The 23,791-nt window shown below is 68.0% G+C and carries 17 protein-coding genes; 10 read left to right on the forward strand and 7 right to left on the reverse strand.

Annotated features, from left to right (window positions below; genetic code table 11):
• Complete coding sequence (locus QH948_RS01060; RefSeq protein WP_281145138.1) at positions 1–978, reverse strand: ribose-phosphate diphosphokinase; 978 nt, start codon at positions 976–978, stop codon at positions 1–3.
• A gap of 180 nt (positions 979–1,158) precedes the next feature.
• On the opposite strand from QH948_RS01060, the gene QH948_RS01065 reads away from it, so the two are divergent.
• The 3 genes from QH948_RS01065 to QH948_RS01075 all read left to right on the forward strand — a co-directional run bounded on the left by QH948_RS01065 (position 1,159) and on the right by QH948_RS01075 (position 5,402).
• Positions 1,159–2,499: a hemolysin family protein gene (locus QH948_RS01065; protein ID WP_281145139.1), complete on the forward strand. Its 1,341-nt coding sequence runs from the start codon at positions 1,159–1,161 to the stop codon at positions 2,497–2,499.
• Complete coding sequence (locus tag QH948_RS01070; protein ID WP_281145140.1) at positions 2,496–3,536, forward strand: CNNM domain-containing protein; 1,041 nt, start codon at positions 2,496–2,498, stop codon at positions 3,534–3,536. Before QH948_RS01065 ends, QH948_RS01070 begins: the two co-directional genes overlap by 4 nt.
• Before the next feature lie 156 nt (positions 3,537–3,692).
• On the forward strand, positions 3,693–5,402 hold the full coding sequence (locus QH948_RS01075) for a long-chain-fatty-acid--CoA ligase (RefSeq protein WP_281145141.1): 1,710 nt from the start codon (positions 3,693–3,695) through the stop codon (positions 5,400–5,402).
• Positions 5,403–5,466: 64 nt separating this feature from the next.
• Here QH948_RS01075 and mmsB read toward each other — a convergent pair whose 3' ends face one another.
• From mmsB to chvE, 3 genes are all read right to left on the reverse strand, one after another.
• Entirely contained in the window at positions 5,467–6,642 is a 1,176-nt protein-coding gene (gene mmsB / locus QH948_RS01080) for a multiple monosaccharide ABC transporter permease (protein WP_281145142.1), read from the reverse strand.
• Positions 6,643–8,181, reverse strand: coding sequence for a multiple monosaccharide ABC transporter ATP-binding protein (gene mmsA, locus QH948_RS01085; protein WP_281145143.1), 1,539 nt, complete (start codon positions 8,179–8,181; stop codon positions 6,643–6,645).
• An 88-nt stretch (positions 8,182–8,269) separates the two neighbouring features.
• The gene (gene chvE / locus QH948_RS01090) at positions 8,270–9,436 is read right to left on the reverse strand and encodes a multiple monosaccharide ABC transporter substrate-binding protein (protein ID WP_281145144.1); all 1,167 of its coding nucleotides are present in this window, start codon (positions 9,434–9,436) and stop codon (positions 8,270–8,272) included.
• A gap of 1,315 nt (positions 9,437–10,751) precedes the next feature.
• Between chvE and QH948_RS01095 the strand changes: the two genes are divergently transcribed.
• Positions 10,752–11,960, forward strand: coding sequence for an IS110 family RNA-guided transposase (locus tag QH948_RS01095; protein ID WP_281143793.1), 1,209 nt, complete (start codon positions 10,752–10,754; stop codon positions 11,958–11,960).
• Positions 11,961–12,045: 85 nt separating this feature from the next.
• Here QH948_RS01095 and QH948_RS01100 read toward each other — a convergent pair whose 3' ends face one another.
• Complete coding sequence (locus QH948_RS01100; protein ID WP_348634936.1) at positions 12,046–13,380, reverse strand: MFS transporter; 1,335 nt, start codon at positions 13,378–13,380, stop codon at positions 12,046–12,048.
• Positions 13,381–13,595: 215 nt separating this feature from the next.
• Between QH948_RS01100 and QH948_RS01105 the strand changes: the two genes are divergently transcribed.
• A complete protein-coding gene (locus QH948_RS01105) occupies positions 13,596–14,882 on the forward strand; it encodes a citrate synthase (RefSeq protein WP_281145145.1) in 1,287 nt (428 codons plus the stop codon).
• Between the two features lie 527 nt (positions 14,883–15,409).
• On the opposite strand, the gene QH948_RS01110 is transcribed toward QH948_RS01105, so the two are convergent.
• Positions 15,410–15,847: a hypothetical protein gene (locus tag QH948_RS01110; protein WP_281145146.1), complete on the reverse strand. Its 438-nt coding sequence runs from the start codon at positions 15,845–15,847 to the stop codon at positions 15,410–15,412.
• Between the two features lie 60 nt (positions 15,848–15,907).
• On the opposite strand from QH948_RS01110, the gene QH948_RS01115 reads away from it, so the two are divergent.
• The gene (locus tag QH948_RS01115) at positions 15,908–17,074 is read left to right on the forward strand and encodes a DUF2207 domain-containing protein (RefSeq protein WP_281145147.1); all 1,167 of its coding nucleotides are present in this window, start codon (positions 15,908–15,910) and stop codon (positions 17,072–17,074) included.
• 157 nt (positions 17,075–17,231) lie between these two features.
• Here QH948_RS01115 and QH948_RS01120 read toward each other — a convergent pair whose 3' ends face one another.
• Positions 17,232–18,431 (reverse strand): NAD(P)-binding domain-containing protein, encoded by a 1,200-nt coding sequence (locus tag QH948_RS01120; protein ID WP_281145148.1) that lies wholly within the window; start codon positions 18,429–18,431, stop codon positions 17,232–17,234.
• A gap of 304 nt (positions 18,432–18,735) precedes the next feature.
• Between QH948_RS01120 and QH948_RS01125 the strand changes: the two genes are divergently transcribed.
• From QH948_RS01125 to QH948_RS01140, 4 genes are all read left to right on the forward strand, one after another.
• Positions 18,736–20,541 (forward strand): glycosyltransferase family 2 protein, encoded by a 1,806-nt coding sequence (locus QH948_RS01125; protein WP_281145149.1) that lies wholly within the window; start codon positions 18,736–18,738, stop codon positions 20,539–20,541.
• Positions 20,538–21,272, forward strand: a complete 735-nt coding sequence (locus QH948_RS01130; protein ID WP_281145150.1) for an HlyD family efflux transporter periplasmic adaptor subunit — start codon at positions 20,538–20,540, stop codon at positions 21,270–21,272. The genes QH948_RS01125 and QH948_RS01130 overlap by 4 nt, the downstream gene beginning before the upstream one ends.
• Position 21,273: 1 nt before the next feature.
• Positions 21,274–23,271 (forward strand): glycosyl hydrolase, encoded by a 1,998-nt coding sequence (locus QH948_RS01135; protein WP_281145151.1) that lies wholly within the window; start codon positions 21,274–21,276, stop codon positions 23,269–23,271.
• 98 nt (positions 23,272–23,369) lie between these two features.
• Positions 23,370–23,774 (forward strand): hypothetical protein, encoded by a 405-nt coding sequence (locus QH948_RS01140; protein ID WP_281145152.1) that lies wholly within the window; start codon positions 23,370–23,372, stop codon positions 23,772–23,774.
• The last annotated feature ends 17 nt before the right edge of the window (positions 23,775–23,791 follow it).

The following is a 23,791-nucleotide window of genomic DNA, read 5'->3' on the forward strand; positions in this document are numbered from 1 at the left end:
TCAGAAGAGTCCTTCCGCCTCCGGGCGCGCATAGGAGGGGTCGACGTCGTTGAACAGCCGGCTGACCGACCGGCCGCGGTGGATCCGTCCGATCGCCTGGGCGAACAGCCGCGCGACGCTCAGCGTCGTCAGGCCGGGGAAGTCCTGGGGCGTCGGAACGGTGTCGGTGGTCACGACCTCCGAGATGCGGGCGTGCGACGTGAGCTTCTCGACGGCGTTGCCGGCGAACAGCCCATGCGTGCAGGCGACCGAGATCTCCTCGCAGCCGAAGTCGCCCAGGCGGTTCACGATCTCGACGATCGACCCGCCGGTAGCGATCTCGTCGTCCAGCACGATGGCGCGCTTGCCGGCAACGTCGCCGACGATCGACTCGATGACCACGCGGTCGTCGGCGAGTCGCTGCTTCGAACCGGCCGCCACCGGCAGACCGAGCTTCCGTGCGAGCAGGGTCGCCTGCTTGGCGTTGCCGAGGTCGGGGGAGACGATGACGCTGTTGCGCAGGTCCCGCTGCCGGAAGTGCTCGGCCAACACTCCCAGCGCAGTCAGGTGGTCGACGGGCACGGAGAAGAAGCCGTGCACCTGCGGGGCGTGCAGCGCCATCGTGAGCACTCGGTCGACGCCGGCGGTGCTCAGCAGGTCCGCCACGAGACGACCGCCCAGCGAGATACGGGCCGCGTCCTTCTTGTCGGAACGCGCGTACGCGTAGTGCGGCATCACGGCGGTGATCTGGCCGGCCGACGCCCCGCGGGCCGCGTCGATCATCAGCAGCAGCTCCATCAGGTGCTCCTGCGTCGGGGGGACCAGCGGCTGCACGATGTAGACGTCGCGCTGGCGGCAGTTGGTCAGCAGTTGTGCCTGGAGGCAGTCGTTGCTGAAGCGGGAGATCTTCGCGGGAGATCGGCTGATGCCCAGGTGGTCGCAGATGTCGTCGGCTAGCTGTGGATGGGCGGATCCGGAGAATACGACGATGTTCTTCACGGCCGGTTTCCCTTTCCTGGGGGTCGCCTGAAGCCTACCGACGATCGGATTCGCCGTCAGCGGATGGTCCGACGGGCGTTCCGCTTGGGACCTCGTGCGTCGGCCTGACATACTTTCCGGCATGCCTAGTACCACTGACTCGGAGGGCCATAAACGCAGCTCTGAGATGAGGGCCGCCTCGTGAGCCCTGTCGTCTCGCTGCTCGTCGGGATCGCGGTCGTCCTGCTGATCACCGCCGCCACCGCCTATTTCGTCGCCCAGGAGTTCGCCTACGTCGCCGTCGACAGGTCCCGGCTCGGGAGCCGCGCCGCGTCCGGCGACCAGCGGGCGGCCGCCACCCTGGACATCACCCGCCGCACCTCGTTTATGCTCTCCGGAGCCCAGTTGGGGATCACTGTCACCGGACTGCTGGTCGGGTATGTCGCAGAGCCGCTGATCGGCCAGGCCATCGGTCACCTGATCTCGGGCGGTGCGCTCACCGCCGCGTCCGTCGCCATCGGCGGTTTCGTCGCCATCGCATTCTCCACGTTCGTGCAGATGCTGATCGGCGAGCTTTTCCCCAAGAACTACGCCATCGCCCGGTCCGGTCCCGTCGCGGACGCGCTCACACCGTCGACGCGCGTCTACCTCGCCGTCTTCGGGCCCGTGATCTGGGTGTTCGACAAGGCCGCGGAGCTGCTGCTCCGTGCGCTGCGCATCGAGCCGGTGCACGACGTCGAGTCGGCGGTCTCGGCCACGGACCTCGAGCGCGTCGTCGCCGACTCACGCGCCAGCGGCACCCTGCCCGACGACATCGGCGCCGTCATCGACCGCATCATCGACTTCCCCCGCCGCGACGTGGAGCACGCCATGGTCCCGCGGGTGAAGGTCGGCTTCATGCGGGCCTCCGACACCGTCGCCGACGTCCGGGCCGCGATGGCCACCGGCCACACCCGCTACCCCGTCCTCGACGACCGCGACCAGGTCGTCGGCGTCGTCGAACTGGTTGACGTGCTCGACCGGCCTGCCGACAGCACCGTCCGCATCACGACGGTCACCCGCACCGCGCTGCTGGTGCCGGCAGTCATGTCGTTGCCCGACGCTCAGGTCGCCCTGCGCGACGCCGGCCTCGACCTCGCGTGCGTCATCGACGAGTTCGGCAGCTTCGTCGGCATCGTCACGCTGGAGGACCTCGTGGAGGAGATCGTCGGGGAGCTCGTCGACGAGCACGACATCGATCCGGTGCCGTTCGACGACGAGTGGGAACTCGCCGGCGACACCCCCGTCGACGAGGCCGAGCGCCGCATCGGCTTCAAGCTGCCCGAGGGAGACTACGAGACGATCTCCGGCCTGGTCATCCATCAGGTCGGCGACCTGCCCGACGCCGGGCAGCGCGTCGAGCTGCACCTCGCGCCGACGCCCGCGCAGCTCGCCCTCGACCCCGACGCCCCCGAGCGCGTCGTGACCTTCGAGGTACTGGAGGTGACCCGCCACGTGCCGTCGCGGGTGCGGATCGTCCAGGGAGAGGAGGTTGCCCGATGATCGTTCTCGAGACGAACGGCTGGACCGTCACCTGGATCACGGTCCTAATCATCTTCCTTAGCGCCTGCTTCGTCGCGGCCGAGTTCGCCATGATGGCCGCGAAGCCGCACCGACTGGAGGAGCGCGCGACGACCGCGGCGGGTCGGGCCGCGCTCAAGAACTCGCACGAGCTGACGCTGGTGCTCGCAGGCGCCCAGCTCGGCATCACCGTCTGCACGCTGGCGTTGGGCGCCATCACGAAGCCCGCGGTGCACCACGCGCTGATGCCGCTCCTGGAGCGGGGCATGTCGACGGTGGTCGCCGACGTGGTCGCGTTCGTGCTCGCGTTGGTCATCGTCACGTTCCTGCACCTCGTCGTCGGTGAGATGGCCCCGAAGTCGTGGGCCATCGCGCACCCGGAGCGGTCGTCGGTGTTGCTCGCTCTCCCGCTGCGCGGCTACATGTGGCTGACGCGCCCCGTCCTGAAGGCGATGAACGTCGCGGCGAACTGGATGGTGCGTCGGGCCGGCGCGGAGCCGACCGATGAGCTCACGCAGGGCCAGGACGCGGCCGGGCTCAGGCACCTTGTCGAGCACTCCGCGAACGTCGGGGCCCTCGACGGCGCCTATCAGGGCTCGCTGGCCTCGGTGCTGGCGCTCAGGGAGACGACGGTGCGGGAGATGCTGCCCGCGTCGCAGGTGCTGGCAGCCGTGCCCGTCGACGCGACACTGGCCGACGTGCAGGCCACCACCCGGGCCACCCGCCACCTGCGGGTGCTCGTCCGCGACGGTGAGACCACCGTCGGGGTGGTGCACGTGCGCGACACCCTCCTGGAGCCCGACCTGTCCCGCCCTGCGACCGAGCTGATGCGTGACCCGGTCAAGCTGCCTGCCGACACGGGCCTCGCGTCGGCGCTCGCCACCATCCGCGCGGAGCGCACGCAGCTGGCGATCGTGACCGACGGTGACGTCGAACTGGGCGTGCTCACGTTCGAGGACGTGCTGCCCGGCCTGATGCCGTCGGCGCTCCTCGGCGACGCGGCGGTTGCCGCCCACTGAGTCGCGATGAGCACGACACACTGCTCATCGTCGGAACTGGCCGATGTGTTCGGTCACATTCGCGACGACAAGTGTGTCGTGCTCATCGCCGGATGGTGACGCGGCAGTGCACCTGAATGAACTCCGTCACATCACTGGTCCTGACAGGATGGGTCCATGACCATTGACGACGAAATGCCCCAACCCTGGGTGCGTCACTACCAGCCCGGGGTGCCTGCACAGATCGAGTTGCCGACCGACTCCCTCGTGAGCCTCTACGAGCGCTCCGTGCGGGAGGCGGCAGACTCGATCGCCCTCGACTTCTTCGGCAGGACGACGACGTACGCCGAGTTGGGCGATCAGATCGAGCGCGCCGCTGAGGGGCTCCGACGCCTCGGCGTCAAGACCGGAGACCGCGTCGCGCTGATCCTGCCGAACTGCCCCCAGCATGTCGTCGCGTTCTACGCGGTGCAGCGGCTCGGCGCGATCGTCGTCGAGCACAACCCGCTCTACACCGCCCGCGAGCTGCGCCACCTCTTCGAGGACCACGGCGCCCGCGTCGTCATCGCCTGGGATGCGGCCGTGTCCAAGCTACGCGAGCAACCCGCCGACGTGCAGCTCGACCACATCGTCGCGGTCAACCTCCTCAAGGCGTTCCCGACGGTGAAGCGCCTGGCGCTGCAGCTGCCCCTGAAGAAGCTCAGGGCGACCCGCGCGAAGCTCACGCAGCCTGCCCCCGGCACCATGTCCTGGGAGAAGCTGCTCAGCGCGCCGCGCATCGCGGCCGACCACCCCCGCCCCTCCGTGGACGACCTGGCCGTCATCCAGTACACCTCCGGCACGACGGGGCAGCCGAAGGGGGCGATGCTCACGCACTCGAACCTCTTCGCCAACGCGCGCCAGGGCGAGGCGTGGATGCACGGAGCCGAGTACCGCAAGGAGGTCTTCTACGCGATCCTGCCGATGTTCCACGCGTTCGGCATGACGCTGTTCATGACCTACGGCGTCCTCAAGCAGGCCCGCCTGGTGCTGTTCCCGTCGTTCGACGTCGACATGGTCCTCGACACGGCGAAGAAGACCCCGCCGACGGTGTACTGCGCAGTCCCGCCCATCTACGAGGCCACCGCCAAGAGGGCCAAGGAACGCGGGATCTCGCTGCGCTCGGCCAAGTACTGCATCTCGGGCGCCATGGCGCTGCAGGACGACATCGTCGAGCTGTGGGAGTCCGTCTCCGGCGGCCTGCTCGTCGAGGGCTACGGCATGACGGAAGCCTCCCCGGTGTGCCTCGGCAACCCGTTCGCCGACACGCGCCGCACGGGCACGATCGGCGTACCGTTCCCGAGCACGTGGATGAAGGTTGTCGACCCCGACGACCCCACCGTCGAGGTCCTGCAGGGGGAGCGCGGCGAGCTGCTGATCCACGGCCCGCAGGTGTTCCAGGGCTACTGGATGAACGACGAGGAGACCACCAGGACGCTGCTGCCCGGCGGCTGGCTGCGCACCGGCGACGTGGTCACGGTCGACGAGGACGGCTTCACGACCATCGTCGACCGCGTGAAGGAGCTCATCATCACCGGCGGCTTCAACGTCTCGCCGTCGGAGGTCGAGCAGGTGCTGCTCGCGCACCCGAAGGTCAAGGCCGCGGCGGTCGTCGGCCTGCCCAACGAGGAGGTCGGCGGCGAGCGCGTCATCGCGGCCATCCACCCCGAGGAGGGCTCCGACGTGACCTACGCCGAGCTCCGCGCCTGGTGCAAGGAGCGACTGACCGGCTACAAGACGCCCCGCGAGTTCTACGTGGTGGGCGAGCTGCCCAAGTCGATGCTCGGCAAGGTGCTGCGCGCGCAGGTGAAGGAGCAGCTCGGCGCCCTCACCCCGCTGCCGCACTGACCCGACGACAGACGAAGGGGCGCCCCGTGGCCGAAGCCACGGGGCGCCCCTTCGTTGTGCGGGATCAGGCCTTGGCGCTGACCGCGCGACGCTTGTTCCACACGTCGAACGCGACCGCGAGCAGGAGCACGAGGCCCTTGACGATCTGCTGCATGTACTGCTGGAAGCCCAGCAGCTGCATGCCGTTCGACATGACGGCCATCACCAGGCCACCGACCATGGCGCCGATGACGGTGCCGACACCACCGGTGACGGCGGCGCCACCGATGAAGCAGGCGGCGATGGCGTCGAGCTCGACGCCGTTGCCGGCGGCCGGCTGCGCGCCGTTGGTACGCGACGAGAACACGATGCCGGCGATGCCGGTCAGCAGGCCCATGTTCACGTACACCTGGAAGATGCGGCGCTTGACCTTGACGCCCGACAGCATGGCGGCGTTGAGGTTGCCGCCGATCGCGAAGACGTGGCGACCGTAGATCGTCGACTTCGACACGAACGAGTAGATCAGCACGAGCGCGGCGAGGATGATCAGCACGATCGGGAAGCCACGGCTCGTCGACAGCTTCCACATGAAGAACATGACGACGGCGGCGACAACGACGATCTTGATGATGAACAGCGGCATCGACTCGACGACCTGGTCGTAGCGGATGCGGGCGCGGCGGCTGCTCCACTGGGTCCAGGCGTAGCCGACGCAGCCGACGACACCGATCAGGATGGTGAACAGGTCGAACCCGTTACCGCCTAACAGGCCGTTCAGGAAGCCGCTGGCGATCATCTGGTACTCGGGCGTCATGGGCGACAGCGAGACGTTGTTCAGGACCAGGAAGGTCATGCCGCGGAACAGGAGCATGCCCGACAGGGTCACGATGAAGCCCGGGATGCCGACGTAGGCGACCCAGAAGCCGTGCCAGATGCCGATCACGATGCCGACGGCGAGGCCGGCGATGACGCCCACCCACCACGGCATGCTCTGCTTGATGACCAGCGTTGCGGAGACGGCGCCCACGAGGGCCATCACCGAGCCGACCGACAGGTCGATGTGCCCGACTACGATCACGAACAGCATGCCGATCGCGAGGATCAGGATGTAGGAGTACTGCAGCACCAGGTTCGACACGTTGTTGGGGGCGAGCAGTGTGCCCCCGGTCACGATCGTGAACAGGACCACGATGGCCACGAACGCGAACACGATGCCGCTCTGGCGGAGGTTCTTGGAGAAGATGTCCTTGATGGCGTTCATTTAGGCGACTTCCCTCTCTTTGGTCATGAGCTTCATGAGGCTCTCCTGGGTTGCCTCGCCCTTCGGCTGCTGTCCGGTGATCCGGCCGAAGGCGAGGGTGTAGATGCGGTCGCAGATGCCGAGCAGTTCCGGCAGCTCCGATGAGATGACCACGACGGCCTTCCCGGCGTCGGCCAGCTGGTTGATGATCGTGTAGATCTCGTACTTGGCGCCGACGTCGATGCCGCGGGTGGGTTCGTCGAGGATCAGTACCTCGGGCTCGGTCATCATCCACTTGCTGAGGACGACCTTCTGCTGGTTGCCGCCGGACAGCTGCCCGACGATGCTCATCACCGAAGGCGTCTTGATCCGCATGGACTTGCGGTAGCTCTCGGCGATGCGGATCTCCTCGTTGGAGTTGACCGCGACGCCCTTGGTGATCTTCGGGAGCGACGCGGCGGAGATGTTGCGGCGGATGTCCTCGATCAGGTTCAGGCCGTAGCGCTTGCGGTCCTCCGTCGCGTAGGCGACGCCTGCGTTGATGGCCTGATCGACGCTGGTGAAGTCGACCTCCTTGCCGTGCAGAAACATCTTCCCGTCGACCTTCCGGCCGTAGGACTGCCCGAACACGCTCATGGCAAGCTCGGTGCGTCCGGCGCCCATCAGGCCGGCGATGCCGACGATCTCGCCAGCGTGGACGTTGAAGCTCGCGGCGTCAGAGACTTTGCGGCCCGCCTGCGTGGGGTGCATGACTGTCCAGTTCTCGACCCTCAGGATCTCTCCGCCGATCTTCGGCTCGTGATCCGGGTAGAGGTGCTCGAGATCACGACCGACCATGCCCTTGATGATGCGTTCCTGCGTCATGTCGGGCCCGCGCTCGATGGTCTCGATCGTGGAGCCGTCGCGGATGACCGTCGTGGAGTCGGCGATCGCCGTGATCTCGTTGAGCTTGTGGGAGATCATGATCGACGTGATCCCCTGCTCCTTGAGGTGCCGCAGCAGGTCGAGCAGGTGCGCGGAGTCGGAGTCGTTGAGGGCCGCGGTGGGCTCGTCGAGGATGAGCAGCTTCACGCGCTTGGAGAGGGCCTTGGCGATCTCCACGAGCTGCTGCTTGCCGACGCCGATCTGGTTGATCGGCGTGACCGGGTTCTCGTCCAGGCCTACGCGGGCGAGCAGCTTTGACGCCTCCGCGTTGGTCTTGTGCCAGTCGATGCGGCCGTTCGTCTTCTGCTCGTTGCCGAGGAAGATGTTCTCGGCGATCGACAGCAGCGGGACGAGCGCAAGCTCCTGGTGGATGATGACGATGCCTGCGTGCTCGGAGTCGTTGATCGACCCGAACTGGCACAGCTCGCCTTCGAAGTAGATCTCGCCCTCGTACGTGCCTGCGGGGTAGACGCCGGAGAGCACCTTCATGAGGGTGGACTTGCCCGCGCCGTTCTCGCCGCAGATCGCGTGGATCTCACCACGCCGGACCTTGAGCGTCACGTCGGAGAGAGCCTTGACACCCGGGAAGGTCTTGGTGATGTCGCGCATCTCCAGGATGAGGTTGGTGTCGTCCATGGGTTCCTGCCTTTCTCTGATGGGCCGTTGGCGCGGATGGCCCGGCTCCGGCAAGCGGAGACCGGGCCATCCGTGTCTGTCGGTCAGATCAGGCGACGCCTGCGTCGATCTGGTCCTGGGTCCAGTAACCGGTGTCGACGAGGGCCTCGGTGATGTTGTCAGCCGTCACGGTGACGACGTCCAGGAGGTAGGAGGGAACAACCTTCACGCCGTTGTCGTAGTCGGTGGTGTTGTTGGCCTCGGGGTCATTGCCGGCGAGGAGGTCCTTGGCGGCAGTGACGGCCTGCTCGGCGAGCGTGCGGGTGTCCTTGAAGATGGTCGAGAACTGCACGCCGTCCTGGATGAGCTTGACGGAGGCGATCTCCGCGTCCTGGCCGGTGACGACGGGGAAGCCGTCGCCGATGGTGCCGGAGTAGCCGTTGTTCTGCAGGGCGGTGATGATGCCACGGGAGAGGCCGTCGTACGGGGAGAGGACGCCGTCGAGCTTGGTGTCACCCTGGTAGTTGGCGGTCAGCAGATCCTCCATGCGCTTCTGGGCAGTCTCCTGCTGCCAGCGCAGGATGGCGGCCTGATCGAACTCGGTCTGCGTCGACGGAACGACCAGGACCCCGGAGTCGATGTAGGGCTGCAGGACGCTCATCGCGCCCTCCCAGAAGAAGGTGGCATTGTTGTCATCGGGCGAGCCGGCGAAGAGCTCGACGTTGAAGGGGCCCTTCTCGCCGGTGTCGTTGCCGTCGGCGTCGAGGATGCCGAGGCCGTTCAGCAGGGAGCTGCCCTGGGCAACGCCCACCTTGAAGTTGTCGAACGAGACGTAGAAGTCGACGTTCTTGCTATCACGGATCAAACGGTCGTACGCGATGACCTTGATGCCCTGCGAGGCGGCGGTCTCCAGCTGGGTGGCGAGCGCGGTGCCGTCGATGGCGGCGACGATCAGGACGTTTGCGCCCTGGGTGATCATCTGGTCGATCTGCTGGCCCTGGGTCGGGATGTCGTCGTTGGCGTACTGCAGGTCGACGGTGAAGCCCGCGTCCTCCAGCTGCTGCTTCACAGCATTGCCGTCGGCGATCCAGCGCTCCGAGGTCTGCGTGGGCATCGCCACGCCGACGCGGCCGCCCTCGGTTGCCGCCGCGGAGGTTTCGCCCCCCGTGGCGCTGGTGGTCGACGTGCTGGTGCCGGCGCCGCCGCCGGAGCAGGCAGCGAGCGACAGGGAGAGCGCAATGCCCGCCGCAGCCGCAACGATCTTCCTGAACTTCATTGTTCCTCCTGAGAACATAACGGATGTGCGAGGAGAGGGATGTGAACGTTCACATTGTGTGGTATACGAAACCCCTCTTACCCCTTTGTGTGCGTGGACCCCAGGGTCTCGATGCTGAGATGGAGAGGTCGATGCGCCTACAACAGGTAGTATGTTTTGTTAGCCGCGGCAGGTCAAGCTGGATTGGTTGCGAAATGATAACGATCACATCGACGTGAGTTCCCCCGTTCACGGGGCCAGCACATCACACTGACGAGGCCACTTGCTGAGCGTGGTCCCGGTGGGTTCTCTGAGCCTGCTCCGGTTCCCTGAGCCTGCTCCGGTTCCCTGAGCCTGCTCCGGTTCCCTGAGCTCGTCGAAGGGCGCCGAGCGGAGCGAGGTGCGTGACTGGGCGACACTGGGACCCTTCGACAGGCTCAGGGCGTTTCGACAGGCTCAACGACCCGGTTCCCTGAGCCTGGCCCGGTTCCCTGAGCCCGCTCCGGTTCCCTGAGCCTGGCCCGGTTCCCTGAGCCCGTCGAAGGGCGCCGAGCGGAGCGAGGTGCGTGACTGGGCGACACTGGGACCCTTCGACAGGCTCAGGGCGTTTCGACAGGCTCAACGACCCGGTTCCCTGAGCCTGTTCCGGTTCCCTGAGCCTGGCCCGGTTCCCTGAGCCTGGCCCGGTTCCCTGAGCCTGGCCCGGTTCCCTGAGCTCGTCGAAGGGCGCCGAGCGGAGCGAGGTGCGTGACTGGGCGACACTGGGACCCTTCGACAGGCTCAGGGCGTTTCGACAGGCTCAACGACCCGGTTCCCTGAGCCTGTTCCGGTTCCCTGAGCCTGCTCCGGTTCCCTGAGCCTGGCCCGGTTCCCTGAGCTCGTCGAAGGGCGCCGAGCGGAGCGAGGTGCGTGACTGGGCGACACTGGGACCCTTCGACAGGCTCAGGGCGTTTCGACAGGCTCAACGACCCGGTTCCCTGAGCCCGCTCCGGTTCCCTGAGCCTGGCCCGGTTCCCTGAGCCTGGCCCGGTTCCCTGAGCTCGTCGAAGGGCGCCGAGCGGAGCGAGGTGCGTGACTGGGCGACACTGGGACCCTTCGACGCTGATACTTGTTAGGTCCTCGTCTCGGCGGGGTGTGGCTCTCCCTTCGACTGACTTCGTGTCTTGGGTTTGATCTGTCCACTCCGCCCGGGGCGGGGACACATTCTCGGAGTCCTGCCCGGGGACCCGTGGCATGTCTTGATAGGAGCCTGGGGCTTGATTGGCAAGCCGCCGTCAGCGTCCTGACTGCCTGGTCCCCGAGCAGGTGTCACCCCCCTTGAAAGGCGACACCTCACATGATGCCAACCCATCCATCCACAGTGGTAGCGGGAGTCGATACCCATCTCGCCACCCACCACGTCGCGGTCCTCGACCACACCACCGGGGCACTCCTCGGCGACCTGGAGATCGAGACCAGTCTCACCGGGTACCGCCAGCTGCTGGACTTCGTCACTTCGTTCGGGACGGTCGCACTGGTCGGGGTCGAGGGAACCTCGTCGTATGGGGCGGGCCTGTCCCGGTTCCTGACCCGGGCCGGGATCGCAGTGCGTGAGGTGATCCGCCCGAAACGCGCCGCCCGCAGACTCCATGGCAAGACCGACCCGTTGGACGCGATCCTGGCCGCCCGCACCCTCCTGACCGGCGAGACCCTCCCCCTGCCGAAACCCGGCACCGGCAATGTTGAAGCGATCCGGGTCCTCCTGACGGCGCGGGAGTCCGCGGTCAAGGCCCGCACCCAGGCCATCGTCCAACTCAAAAGCCTGCTCGTGACCGCCCCGGACCAGGTCCGCGACACCTACCGCCGACTCACTGGGAAGGCCCTCCACGCGAAGCTGGCCGCCTGCCGACCCCACGGCCCCGTCGACCAGTCCTCCACCATGACCGCGCTGCGGTCCCTGGCGCGACGGATCCGTGACCTCGACGACGAGATCAACCTCCTCAACCCCCAGCTGCAGACCCTGGTCGCCCAGACAGCACCCGGCGTCCTCGATCTCGTCGGGGTCGGGGTGATCTCCGCCGCCCAACTGCTGGTCACCGTCGGCGACGACCCGACCCGGATCCACTCGAAGGCAGCGTTCGCGAAACTCTGCGGCGTCGCCCCGATCCCCGCCTCCTCCGGCAAAACCCACCGGATGCGCCTCAACCGCGGCGGAGACCGACGCGCGAACCGGGCCCTACACACCATCGCCCTGGCCAGAGCCCGCATCGATCCTGACACGATCGCCTACCTCGCGAAGAAACAAGCAGAAGGCAAAACCCGCCGCGAAGCGACCCGCTGCCTCAAGCGCTACATCTCCCACCTGATCATCACCGCGATCTGGACCCCACCCGTGGTCCCACCCATCAACGACCTCAGACCCCTCCGCCACGCCAAAGGCCTCACCACCACCCAAGCCGGCCACGCACTCGGCGTCTGGCCAGCCCGCATCTCCGGCATCGAACGCGGAACACTGCGCAACGACACCCTCACCACCCGCTACAGAGAATGGCTCACAACCGCTTGACACCACATAGGAGCATCAGGCTCAGGGCGTTTCGACAGGCTCAACGACCCGGTTCCGTCGGCGCGTGAGGGTGGCGTCATCCAGCTCAGCCGACCGTCCGGTCGTGCTTCGGAGGCTCCTTGACGAACAGTGCGACGATCAGGCCCGCGAACAGGACCACGACCACGCCCAGAATGCCCCAGTGCTGCGACGTCGCCTCGCTGGAGGTGGTCACCGAGGCGCCGACAGCGATGGCCACGCCGAACAGGGCAGGGGCGAGGAAGCTCACAGCCCGCCCGGTCGTGGCGTAGAGGCCGAAGATCTCGCCGCTCATGCCCTCGGGGATCAGGCGGGTGAGGAAGCTGCGGCTGGCCGACTGCGCTGGGCCGACGAACAGGCACATCAGCAGGCCGAGGATCCAGAACACCGGCTTGCCGCCGTCGTGCCACCAGAAGATGCCCAACCCGAACATCACCAGGCATGTCAGCGACACGAGGATGACGGGCTTGGGGCCGAGCTTGTCGTCGACCAGGCCGAACAGCATGGTGGCGATGCCGGCGACGACATTGGCGGCCACGCCGAAGATCACGACCTCGCTGAACTCGAAGCCGAACGTGCCCTGCGCGAGGACGCCGCCGAAGGCGAACACGCCCGCGAGTCCGTCGCGGAAGAGCGCGGAGGCGAGCAGGAAGAACACCGTGTTGGGGGCGGAGCTCCACAGGCGGCGGATCGAGGCGAAGAGCTCGCGGTAGGAGCCGACGATGCCGAGCGACGGCGCGGGCGCCTCGGACCGCGGGCGGTCCTTCAGCGCGACGAAGATCGGGATGGTGAACACCAGCGTCCAGGCGCCGCAGATCAGCATCGCGGCGCGGACGTCGTCGGCGGGGAAATCGGAGCCCAGCACTGCGATGATGACGAGCAGGATCGTGATGCCGCCCAGGTAGCCCATGCCCCACCCCAGCCCGCTGACGCGGCCCACGTTGTAACGGGTGCTGACCTGGTCGATCGAGGCGTAGTAGTTGACGGCGGCGATCTCGGAGACGACATTGCCGGCGCCCAGCAGCACCGCGCCGAGCAGGAAGTACTCGGGGGCCGGGGCGACGAACCACATGGCGGCGCAGATGGCGGCGAGCAGCCACGTCTGCCAGCGCAGGTTGAACATGCGGCGGCCGCTGCGGTCGGAGCCCTGTCCGAGGACTGGGGCGAGCACGGCGATGAGCAGTCCCGAGATGCCGGTGGCCCACGCCAGCTTCATCGACACCTCGTCGGTCTCGCCGAAAGCGGAACTGGTGAGGTAGACCGCGAACACGAACGTCGTGATGACGGTGTTGAACGGCTGGGTCCCCCAGTCCCACAGCGACCAGGCGAAGACCTTGCGTCGGGGAGCGGGGGTGGTCTTGAGAGCTCCGGGGCCCGCCTCGGGAGCGTGGATGTCGGTCACGCGCCAACCGTAACGGGTCACCCCGCGCGACGGCGTCAACGACGGCGGCGGGCATGGTAGCTCCCGAGTGACGAGGCGGCCAGGGGATTCCCGGACGGGTTAGGAAACCCCCGCGCGTCCGGATGCAGGGCTGTATGGTAGGGGTCGCCAATCAGCCGACAAGAACCATGGTCGGGTGCCAACGACAGCCGCCCGGCCTTATAGAAAGGCGCAGCATGACCGACTCCGGAGTCCTGAAGTACGGGGACCACGAACTCGACCTGCCGGTCGTCAAGGCCACGGACGGAAACGACGGACTGGACATCGGCAAGCTCCTGTCCACGACCGGCGTGACCACGCTGGACCCCGGTTTCGTGAACACCGCCTCGTGCACCTCCGAGATCACCTTCATCGACGGCGACGAGGGCATTCTCCGCTACCGCGGATACCCGATCGAGCAGCTGGCAGAGAAGTCGACCTTCATCGAGGTCGCGTACCTCCTCATCTACGGCGAGCTGCCGACGGCCGAGGAGTTGGAGAGCTTCACGTCGAAGCTGACCCGTCGCATGCTGCTGGACGAGCGGATGCGCGAGCTGTTCCGGTGCTTCCCGCGCGGCGCGCACCCGATGGGTGTCCTCGCCGCCGGCGTGATGGCGCTCGGGGCGTTCAACCGCGACTACCTCGATCCGCACAATCCGGAACATGTCGAGGAGGCAAGCTTCCGCCTGCTGGGCTCGATGCCGACGCTGGCCGCCTACGCGTACAAGTCGAGCGTCGGCGAGCCGTTCCTCTACCCGCAGACTGGGCTCGGCTATGTCGAGAACTATCTGCGCCTGTCCTTCGGATACCCGACCGAGGACTACGAGATCAAGCCCGAGGTTGTCCGCGCGTTCGAGACGCTGTTCATCCTCCACGCCGACCACGAGCAGAACGCATCCACCTCGACCGTCCGCCTCGTCGGGTCCGCCGACGCGAACATCTACGCTTCGGTCAGCTCCGGCGTCAACGCGCTGTCCGGCCCGCTGCACGGTGGCGCGAACCAGGCAGTGCTCGAGATGCTGCGCAAGATCAGCTCCTACGGCATGGACATCAAGGAGTTCGTTGCCAAGGTCAAGGACAAGGAGTCCGGCGTCAAGCTGATGGGCTTCGGGCACCGCGTCTACAAGAACTACGACCCGCGCGCCAAGATCATCAAGGGGCACGCCGACACGCTGCTTCGCCAGTCTGGCAAGAACAACCACCTCCTCGAGATGGCTCTTGAGCTGGAGGACACGGCGCTGCACGACGATTACTTCATCAGCCGCAAGCTGTACCCGAACGTCGACTTCTACACCGGCCTGATCTACGAGGCGATGGGCTTCCCGGCGCAGCACTTCACCGCCCTGTTCGCGCTCGGCCGCCTGCCTGGCTGGATCGCCCAGTGGCGCGAGGAGCACGACAACCCGAAGCGCAAGATCGGCCGCCCGCGCCAGATCTACACGGGGCCGGCGCGTCGCGACTACCTGCCGCTGGCCGAACGCTGACGCCGTCGAACTGTCCCCGGCGGCCGATCACCCGGCGCCCGGCTGGCGGCTAGGCGCCAACGTTATTTCCGCGACGCCAACGGTATTAACCGACGCCAACGATATTCGCGCGAATATCGTTGGCGTCGGGTCATTTCGTTGGCGTCTGCCGAGGGTAGATTGAGGCTGCCTGTTTCGGGGCGGAGACAGGGATGCGCAAGGAGCTCGTGGGGACGGTGCTGCTGAGCCTCGTCCTGCTGGTCAGTCCGCTGGTTGCCAGTGTCCTGGTTGCCGGGCGGCTGCTGCGCAGCGTGCCGGTGGGGACCGGGCTCGTCGTGGCGACGTCGCCCGTGCTGCTGCGGGAGTCGAGCGACGGCCGGGGCCAGGCCGGGCTCGTCGAGGCAGGCGGCCTGGTGGCCCACACCGGAGTTAGCTCCGGGGACTGGCTGCAGGTGATCAGCGGAGGCCGAATCTACTGGGTCACGAGGCGGAACACGACAGAGGCCGCCGGCTGGGGGAGTTGCCCCGGGATGAGTCTCGGTGGGGTGTCATTTCCCGGCGGGACGCGTGCGGCCCTCCACCCGTGCGGTACTCGCCGTCGACGGCTCGGCGCCCGGCAGCTTCGCCCAGGTGACCCTCTGGGTGCGACGACGGGCAGTGCCATGCGCCTTCTCGCTGGCGCGGACGGAGTCCGGCAGCGTCGGCCCGGGGTCGGCGGCGAACCGTGGCCTCCCGTCGGGCGTCTTCACCGTCGATCCGGGTCGGCGAGCGTGCCCCCGGGCCAGGGCCCGCTGCGTGCGCTGGGGGATAGTGCCGGAGCCGTCGGCCTCCGGAGGTTCCGCTTCGCTCCAGGCGCAGGCCGCCAGCCGCGTCGTCGTGAACTTCTCGGCGCTGAGATGCCGCTCCGGGCAGGGCCTGCTGCGGGCGAGCCGGCCGAACTCGTCCTGGTGCGTCGCCCTCTCGAACAGGATGACCAGGGAGGCCATCGAGCACGGCGCGAACCTGTTGGGGGTGCGGGCGTGAGCCGCTGAGGCCACAATGGGCGGATGAACTCCATGGATCTCGGATTCATCGTCATCGCGGTCCTCGTCAGTGCACTGCTCTTGATGCTCGGCGCTTTCAGCCGGAGGTTCTTCCACGACCGCATCTACGTCGGTGTCACGCCGGGGCTCACCCCGGTGGGCGGCCAGGCCGTGCGAGAGGAGCGGGTCCAGCCGGGGCCGGAGTACGCCGGAACGGTCGCAGTCGCGTTCAGCCCTCCCCGCGGCCTGACCCCCGGGTTGGTTGGCACGATCGTCGACGGGGTGGCGGAGATGCGCGACATCACGGCCACGATCGTCGACCTGGCCCGCCGCGGACATGTGGTGATCCGCGCCGTCGACGCGGACTCCCGCCGCGTCGACGATCCGCGGAAGAAGGCCCGCGACTGGGAGGTCAGCTACGCCGACAGCCCTCCCCCCGGCGACCCGTTGGAGCCGTTCGAGAAGCAACTGCTGCGTTCGCTGTTGGGCAAGGGTCGCACGGCCACCCGGGGGCCGGCCAGTGTGTCGTCGTGGGCGAAGCACCATCGCGAGGAGGTCCGACAGCTTCGCGACCACCTCTACGCCCAGACGGTGCGGCGGGGCTGGTACGTGAAGGACCCACGGCCGCGTCGCGGTGGTTGCCTGCCGATCCTCGGCATCGTGCTGGTGGTGCTGTGGTGCATCGCCATGCTGCTGACCGGGTTCAGCTGGTTCAAGCTCGCTGCGGCGGTGCTCCTGATCGGATCTGCGATCTTCGCGAGGGTGAAGTTCCGGCGCCGCGAGCCCCGCACGGCGCTCGGCACCGCAGTGCGGATCCAGGCGCTCGGCTTCAAGCAGTACCTCGCAACCGCGGAGGCGAAGCAATTCAGCTTCGAGGAGGCCGCCGGCATCTTCAGTCGCTATCTCCCCTACGCGATCGTGTTCGGCGTCTCCGCGCACTGGGCGAAGGTCTTCGGCGAGGTGCTGGAGGCCCACGGAAACGAGATCGGTGCGGGCGACGCCGCGCTGATGGCTCTCGACGCGATGAGCCAGCTGTCCTGGTTCGACGCGGCAGGTGCCGGTCTCGACCTGCTGGACATCGGCGATGCGTTCGACGGTTTCGACATCGGTGACGCCATCGATGGGATCGGGGACCTCGCCGACGGCGTCGGCGATTTCATCTCGGGCCTGGACTTCCTCGACTTCGGCTAGTCGCGGGTCGACTCGTCGCATTGCCTCCCCGTCGGTCGCCCGCTTCCTGCAGACGCCAACGATATTCCCGCGACGCCAACGATCTACACGGACGCCAACGATATTGGCGTGTTTCTCGTTGGCGTCTGTGCATTTCGTTGGCGTCTGCGGTTGGGGGTCAGGGGCGTGGGGTGGCAGCGAGCTGGTCGCGGACGGCGAGGGCAGCGACGCGGCCGGCCCGCGTAGCACCGATCGTCGAGGCGGAGGGACCGTAGCCGACGAAGTGGACCCGCCCGTCGCGTGCCGCCGTGGTGAACGTGTGAGGGTCGCGAGGCGCGATCAGCTGGATGCCGCCCTCGGGTCCCCGCAGCCGCAGCGGTGCCAGGTGGTTGATGCTGGGCCTGAATCCCGTGGCCCAGATGATGTCGTCGACCTTCTCGAAAGAGCCGCCGGCCCAGCGGACCCCGCCGGGCTCGACCTGCCGGAACATGCCCCGTCGCCGCGCGTAGTAGCCGAGCTCGTCCGCCCGTCGCTCCTGCGGCCTCAGCACGAGGCCGGTCACGCTGACCACCGACCGCGGTGCCAGCCCGCGCGCCACCCGGTCCTCGACGAGCGCGACGGCCTCCCGCCCCGCGTCGGGGTTGAAGTCGTCGGTGCGCCACGCCGGCCCCCGGCGGGTGGTCCAGACGATGTCGGTGGCGACGTCGGCCAGTTCGCCGATGAACTGGACCGCCGAGGCGCCGCCGCCGACGACCAGGACCCGCCTGCCCGCGAACCGCGCCGGGCCCGGGTAGCTCGCGGTGTGGAACTGGCCGCCGCGGAAGCTGTGGACCCCGGGGTAGTACGGCAGGAAGGGCGTGTCCCACGTGCCGGTGGCGTTGATGATCGACCGGGTCAGCCAGTCACCGTGGTCGGTGATCACGCGAAGTCGCGACGTCGGGGCGGTAGTGGCGGTTGGGGAGGACCCCTCGCTGCGCTCGGGGCGCTTCGACAAGCTCAGCGAACCGGGTTGGCTCAGCGAACCGGGTTGGCTCAGCGAACCGGGTTGGCTCAGCGAACCGGGTTCCGAGACCACATCGCGGACGGCCACCGGGCGTTCCAGCGGCAGGTCGAAGCGTCGTTCGTAGTCGGCGAAGTAGCTCGGTAGCGTCTCGTTCGCCCGCGCGGACGGGTCGAAGTCGGGCACCGGCATGCCGGGCAGATCCGCGACTCCGTGCACATCGTGCATCGTCAGCGAGTCCCAGCGGTGCTGCCACGCGCCGCCCGGGTGCGCGTTGGCGTCGAGGACGACGAAGTCGATGGCGAGCCGCCGCAGGTGCCAGGCAGCCGACAGGCCGGCCTGACCGGCGCCGATGACCATCGCATCCACTTCGCGCATGGGGCTCCTTGTTTCGACGTCGTGGTGGATCCGAGGCGCGGCGAGCCGTCACCCGGAGGTGGATCGTGGCTCTCGTCGGCCGGCCGACGGAAACCACGATGCACCTCCGGTCCGTCGACCGTACTACTCCGGGTCGGGGCAGAGTCACCCCTGAAGGAGGAGAAGTCAAGGGGGTGTCCACCGCCGTGAAACGCCCCCTCGCCATGCGCGCCCTGCGCGTGCACCATGGGGGTGTCAATCAGCGGTGCTTTGGCCCGCCGAACGACGTGGCCGAGGTCCACCGCCCGATGATCGGAGGTGGCCGATGGCCTCCCTGGTACACGACTACGCGTCGGTCGACGCGTTCGACGACGCGACGAGACGGGCCGCGACCCGCGAGACCTACTCGCCCGTCATGATCCTGCTGACGACGATCGCGACGATCGGCATCCTGTTCTACGGCTGGTTCCTCTTCAGCCCCGGACACCGCGGCGACGTGCTGCCCTGGCTGCTGGTCATCGTCTCCGAGACCATCCTGGTTATGCACGCGTTGGCGGGCATGTGGACGATTCTGGCGGGGCGGGAACGCCGCGACTGGACCTACTACGCCACCCGCAGTGCCCTCTACGACCCCAGCGACCCGCGTGTCCTCGCCAATCCCGACGACCCCACCGCCTGGCCTCTTCGGCTGGCGGGCCGGATCATCGACGTCGACGTGCTGATCACCGTCTACGGCGAGCCGCTCGACGTGATCCGCCGCACCGCGGAGGCCGCCGTGGCCGTCCGCGGCCGACACAAGACGTGGATCCTCGACGACGGTCGCTCCGACGAGGTGCAGGCGCTGGCGTCCGAACTCGGCTGCCGCTACGTGCGACGCATGAGCTCCAGCGGAGCGAAGGCGGGCAATGTCAACAACGCGCTCACCATCGCCAAGGGTGAGTTCTTCGTCATCCTCGACGCCGACTTCGTACCCCTGCCCGGCCTCCTGGAGGAGACTCTGCCGTTCTTCGAGGACTCGACGGTCGCGTTCGTCCAGACCCCGCAGACGTACGGCAACCTGCACAACTTCATCTCCCGCGGCGCCGGCTACATGCAGACGATGTTCTACCGCTTTGTGCAGCCCGGCCGGAACTCTTTCAACGCCGCCTTCTGCGTGGGTACCAACGTGGTGTTCCGCCGCGCGGCCGTCGACGACATCGGCGGCATCTACACCGACTCGAAGTCCGAGGATGTGTGGACCTCCCTCACGCTGCACGGGCGCGGCTGGAGGTCGATCTTCCTGCCCGTCACGCTGGCGATCGGCGACGCCCCCGACACGATCGAGGGCTACTCGAAGCAGCAGCTCCGCTGGGCCACCGGCGGCTTCGAGATCCTGCTCACCAGCAATCCGCTGATCACCAGGCGGCGGCTCTCGCTCGACCAGCGGCTCATGTACTTCGTCACGGCCACGCACTACCTCACCGGCATCGTCCCCGGCCTGATGTTGTTCGTGCCGGCGCTGGAGATCTTCTTCGACCTCCGGCCGGTGTCGATGGACATCGGCATCTGGCAGTGGTTCATGGCCTACGCGGGCTTCTACCTATTGCAGGTGGTCCTGGCGTTCTTCACGCTCGGCTCCTTCCGCTGGGAGGTGCTGATGCTCTCGGCCGCGTCCTTCCCGATCTACATGTTGGCGTTCTTCAACGTGGTGATCGGCCGCGACCAGGCCTGGAGCGTCACGGGCGCGAAGAAGGGCGCCGCGTCGCCGTTCAACTTCATCTTCGTGCAGGTGACCACGTTCGTGTTCCTGCTGGCGACCACCTGCGTCGGCATCTGGCGCGACCTCCTCAACTCCCAGCTCACCATCGCGACCGTGTGGTGCGGCATAAACACCGTGATCCTCGGGGCGTTCATCCTTGTCGCGTTCGACGAGTCCCGCCGCCTCCACCGCGGTACGGCCGAGTCCGAGTCGATGGACGCCAAGTCCGTCGCCCTCAGCGAGTTCCTCGGTGCCCCCGAGCCCCGCAGCACCCCGTACACCCGGGTCCGCGCCGAGCTGGCCGCTCGCGCCGTAGAGCTCGACGAGGTGGCCCCCAGCCGCGCCCTGAACACCTACGTCTCCGTGCCTCTCGTGAAGGAGCCCGTGAAATGACCTGGACAAACCGACTCAGACTCGCAGCCACCCTGCTCGTGACCCTCGTGGTCATCGCGGCGCTGGTGGTCATCTTCAACCAGCGCCAGCACACCATCGCGTCGACGTCGGCGACGATCGTCGCGCCCAGCGTGACCGTCGCGTCGAACTACGACGGCACGGTCATCCGCAGCTACGTCGACGTCGGCAGCGACGTGACGAAGGGCGAGAAGCTGTTCGAGGTCAGCAGCGTCTCGCTGCAGCAGGACCTGGCAAACGACGTGAAGATCGCCGACTCCGACGCCCTTCGCGTCGACGAGGAGACCGGGACCCTGACCTACCTCGCGACCACAGACGGGACCGTCACGCAGATCGACGCGGAGCCTGGGAGCTACCTCGGCGCGACCCAGCCGCTGGCCGTCATCACGGGCGAGAGCGGCCGCGTCGTCGAGGCGCAGTACACGCTCACCCCAGGCCAGTACGGCCTGATCGATCGGGGCGCGACCGTGGAGCTGTCGCTGCCGGACGACTCCACCGTGATGGGTGAGGTCGACTCGGCGGTCGTCGAGACCGTCGAGGGCAAGGCCGTCGTCACGGTGCGCGTCACCAGCGAAGAGCTCAACGACCGCGACCTCCACCTCGTCGCGACCGATGGGGCCCCCGTCAGCGCCGTCATTCAGCTCCGCGACGAGGGGGTCTTCGCCGGCCCCACCGACGCGCTGCGCTCCTTCGTGCGGAAGGTGGGCCTGTGACATGGGCGCATTCGACACCCCGATCGGCCGACGCGCGGCGCTCGGCATCCTCGGCTCCGGCGCGGCGGCGGGCCTGGCCGCCTGCGGCTCCGGCCCGCCGACGCCCAAGTCCGCGTCCGTGCCCAGCAGCGTGAGCGGTGACGCCGTGACGGCCCTGCTCGCCGCGGTCCCGAAGCGCACCATCAAGGACCTGAACGCCAAGCGCCTGGCCGACGGCCTCACCCCGCCGACCAACCGCTGGTTCTCCGGCCTGGTCTTCGGCGACGACCCGCAGGCGGTGTTCCCGATGCCCATCGGATTCGCGGTCGCCGAGACCGGTTTCGAGATCTGGCTGCCCCAGGTCAGCGCCAACGGCACGTCCATCATTGGCGCCCGCGCCGGCGGGCTGACCTGCGTGATCGACTCGGCGAGCGTCTCCGCGATGGTCATCGGCTACGACGTGGCCTCCGTCGCCGTCGAGCTTCGCGATGGCGAGGACGCGCTGGCCGAGTTGAGGCTCGTCCAGGGCTCGCCGACCGTCAGCCTGACCGCCCGCCGCGACCTCACCGTGGCCGCGCCCGTCGTCTACGAACGGGCCGGCGATGCGTGGCAGGTGACGGTCGAGGGCACGCTCTACGGGCTCGTCGGAGCCGACTCGGTGAACGGCACGTCCGCCACGATCGCCTCGGGCAGCACCGTCACCTGGTTCGCGGCACCCCCCGGCGGATCGGTCGCGGACCTCGCCGAGAAGGTGGCCCCCGTCACCGCGACCGGCGTGACGTGGGAGCTCGCCGACGACGACGTGACCACCACGCTGCGCTTCGACGGCGGCCCCACGCTGCTGACCGCCCTGCCGCACCACTCCCTGGTCGACGCCGGCGAGCAGTTCGGCGCCTACGACACCGTCCTCGGCGAGGCCGGATTGTTCTCCGTCGAGACGCTTCGATGGACGTCGAAGCGCTGGCCGATCGAGCCTTCCCTCGACCTGTCGGGGCTGGGCTCCGACGACAGGAAGGCGCTGGCCGAGCAGGTGGCGGCCGACGTCGCCGCGGCCCCGACCTATCCCACCGACACCTACTTCGGCGGCAAGGCCCTCTACCGGGAGGCGATGCTGCTGCAGATTGCCACGGCGGTCGGGGCCGACGACGCGGCCGCCACGATCACCGGCCGCCTGACCGATGCGCTCACCACCTGGACCGAGCCCGCGGGTGCGGACCGGCGCGCGACGCAGTGCTTCGTCTACGACGAGGACAACAGGGGCATGGTCGGTCTGGAGCCGTCCTTCGGGTCCGACGAGTTCAACGACCACCACTTCCACTACGGCTACTTCCTGTACGCCGCCGGGGTGCTGTGCGCGGACAACCCGGATCTGACGGCCAAGCTCTCCCCGGTCCTGGACCTGGTGGCTGCCGACATAGCCTCCCCGACGGACACGGGCGACTTCCCCCAGTTCAGGCCCTTCGACGTCTACGCGTCGCACTCCTGGGCCTCCGGGACGGCGCCCTTCGCCGACGGGAACAACCAGGAGTCCAGCTCCGAGGGGGTCAACGCCTGGGCCGGGCTCGCGCTGTGGGCGAGGGCCCGCGGCGACGAGGGGCTCGAGCAGCAGGCGGTCTGGATGCACGCGCTCGAGTCGGCCGGTGCCCTGGCGTACTGGCTCCAGCCCGAGACGCGCGCGGGGTTCGACCACACCGTCGTCGGGATCGGGTGGGGCGGCAAGCGCGACTACCTCACCTGGTTCTCCCCCGACCCCGCCGCCATCCTCGCGATCCAGGTGCTGCCTGCCAGTCCGAGTCACGGCTATCTCGCCGCGGCCCCGGACAAGGTGCCGGCCGCCGTCACCGAGGCGCTGCAGGGGGAGGCCTACGGTCGCCAGTACACCGACTGGGTGCTCCTGTACTCCGCGCTCGCGGGGGGCGACGGGGCCGCGTCGGCCGTCGACCAGATCGCCGCCGTGACCGACAAGCTGGACGACGGCCTGACGCTGAGTTACCTGCGCGCCTTCCTGCTGACCCGCTGAGATCCTCCGCCCGTCGTCGCGTGAGAAAGGCCCGACCCTGCGATTCCCATGCCCGGGTGGTTCAATTGGCTCCGCGAATCTGACAGCTGAAGGAGCACATGAGCGTGGCGGGACTGACCGGTGGGATCCAGGAATGGCGCAGGAACCTGAACGACGAGGACCGCGTCACCATCCAGCGGGAGCTCGTGAGGCTCCAGGTGAAGACCCTCGCCCAGCCGAACAGCGGCAGGTTCATCAACTGCAAGAACGCCGCCGGCCGCACGGTGCTCAAGATCTACCCCGACCGCATCGCCTTCGCGCCCGGCTGCGCCGAGACCGAGAAGATGGCCACCGAGGGTCTTCCCCTGTCGGCGTTCGCCGTCAAGGAGAGGGAGAAGGCCGCCAAGGTCGCCGCCAAGCCGAAGACGAAGGCCGCGCTTGAGATCCAGGTCGAGTCCCCGGGCGTGTGCCAGACGTGCTTCCTGCAGCTGCCCGTCAACGGGCGTTGCGCCTGCGACGAGTGACCCCGTCGGCGTCCCAG

Origin of the sequence: Tessaracoccus lacteus (assembly GCF_029917005.1) — a bacterium.
In the GTDB taxonomy this organism is placed as follows: domain Bacteria; phylum Actinomycetota; class Actinomycetes; order Propionibacteriales; family Propionibacteriaceae; genus Arachnia; species Arachnia lactea.